Annotated in this window: 2 protein-coding genes; one reads left to right on the forward strand and one right to left on the reverse strand. The window is 40.8% G+C overall.

The genetic code is table 11. From position 1 onward, the window contains the following. Positions 1-136: 136 nt before the first annotated feature. Positions 137-547, reverse strand: a complete 411-nt coding sequence (gene tnpA, locus VB740_RS36520; protein WP_323204682.1) for an IS200/IS605 family transposase — start codon at positions 545-547, stop codon at positions 137-139. A gap of 67 nt (positions 548-614) precedes the next feature. Between tnpA and VB740_RS36525 the strand changes: the two genes are divergently transcribed. Next, positions 615-2,004: transposase (locus VB740_RS36525; RefSeq protein WP_323204683.1), on the forward strand; the 1,390-nt coding region annotated here is incomplete at its 3' end.

Below are 2,004 nucleotides of genomic sequence, written 5' to 3' on the forward strand. Positions count from 1 at the left end.
TTTAGCTAGATCAGCAGAAGCCTCACACTCACTCTTAGGAGTGTGAGATGAATGCGCGGGAGTGGAGAGACATAGTAGTTAATGTATTTTGGCGTAGCCATAACAATTAATTGCTATGTCGAGCCATGACCCATATTCATTCTGGGCTGTTTTGATTTTCAATATATTCTTTGAGCTTTGAGATTGTCACTCCGCCGCAGTTAGCTACAAAATAAGATCCGTTCCAAAATACATCTTTCCAGAAGAACTTTTCTAGATGTTCTGCATATTCTTGACGTAATTTGCGCGAAGTTACTGATTTGACATTATTTACTAATTTACTAAGCTGCAAGTCTGGATGGTACTGAAACAATAAGTGTACATGATCCTCTTCTCCGTTGAACTCCACTAACTTGCAATCCCACTTTTCAAGCAAGTCAACCAAGATATCTTCTAGCCGCTTCAACATTTCTAGAGTAAAAGCTTTGCGTCTATATTTGGTGGTCAGAACTAAGTGAACTTTTAAGTCACTCACTGACCGACCTTTCGATACAAAATCATTTTTCATCAAGAACAAAGAACATTATGGTATGATTAGTGTACGCCAAAATGATAACACTCATTCAGCTAATAGGATGAAAGTAACCTACCAGTACCGACTAGAGCCGGAATCAAACCAGAAACTAATTCTTAACGAATGGTTGAGAATTTGTCGGTACTGGTATAACCGCCAATTGGGTGAACGCTTCTCTTGGTGGGAAAATAACCGCCATGCTGTAAATAGTTGTCCAATCTTTGTAACCAGACTGCCTGAGTTACTAGACCGACCTAACTACTACAGTCAGAAGCTCCAGTTACCCGTCATCAAAAAAGATTTGAGCATTGTGCAATGGTCGGGCGAGTTACTTGATTTTAAAAGTGTAGACTCAACTGTTCTACAGGATGTTTGCAAGCGAGTTGATAAAACTTTTGAACGTTTTGTGATTGGGGATTCTAGTGGCAAGCGTTCTGGAAAACCACGCTTCAAAACTGAGGCGAGTTTTAAAACCATGACGTTTGCAACCGCCAACAATGAATGGATAAAGTTAAAACGTATAAATTGGCTATATATTCGTTTGCCCAAGTTAGAGATGTTTAAGGTTCGGATGCACCAACCTATACCTGACGGATTTAACTTAAAGCAAATTAGCGTTACCAAAAAGGCTGATGGCTGGTACATCCAGATGGTATTGGAAGATGTATCTGTACCAAATCAAACCACCGATTTTATCCCCAATTGGGACAACTCAATGGGGATTGATGCAGTGTTGCAAGGTGATGATTATCTTGCAACTTCAGACGGCGAAAAACTACCGTCTTTAAAACCATTACGCAAAAATCAAGCCAAGCTAGACCGTATTTCCATCAAACGAAATAGACGTAAGCGCGGATCTAGACCTCGGCGTAAGTTGGCGAAACGTGAAGCTAAACAGCATCAAAAAATTGCCAGAAGTCGTAAAGATTTTCAGTACAAAACAGCCCATAAACTTGTCAGAACTGGAAATAAGTTTTTCTTCTATGAGGACTTAAACTTCATCCGGCTAACCCGACGCAATAAAACCAAACAGGATGAGAATGGAAGTTATCTTCCTAATGGGCAGTCTGCTAAGTCAGGTCTGAATAAGTCATGGGCTGATGGTGCTTTTGGACAATTCTTTGAAATTCTGGAGCGCATAGCCGAAAAAGCTGGTGCTGTAGCAATTTCACAGAACCCACAATACACTTCAATGATTCTCAGTTACCGCAATGAAATTATTTTTACGGATTGCAGTATCAGAGAGTATTGGGATGAGCAAAATACTTTAATGGTTGACCGCGACATCAACGCCGCAGTCAACTTGAAAAGACTAGGGTTGGACATTTTCCCTAGTATAAAACGCCGTAGTGGGAAACTGGACATAGTTGGAACTATGGACGATAGTACCACGAAGGAAATCCTTCATACCCTTCATCGGGCTGTTGGAAGCCTACACTTACCGCTTGCGG

The sequence above is a fragment of the Nostoc sp. UHCC 0251 genome (assembly GCF_034932245.1).
Lineage (GTDB): Bacteria > Cyanobacteriota > Cyanobacteriia > Cyanobacteriales > Nostocaceae > Nostoc.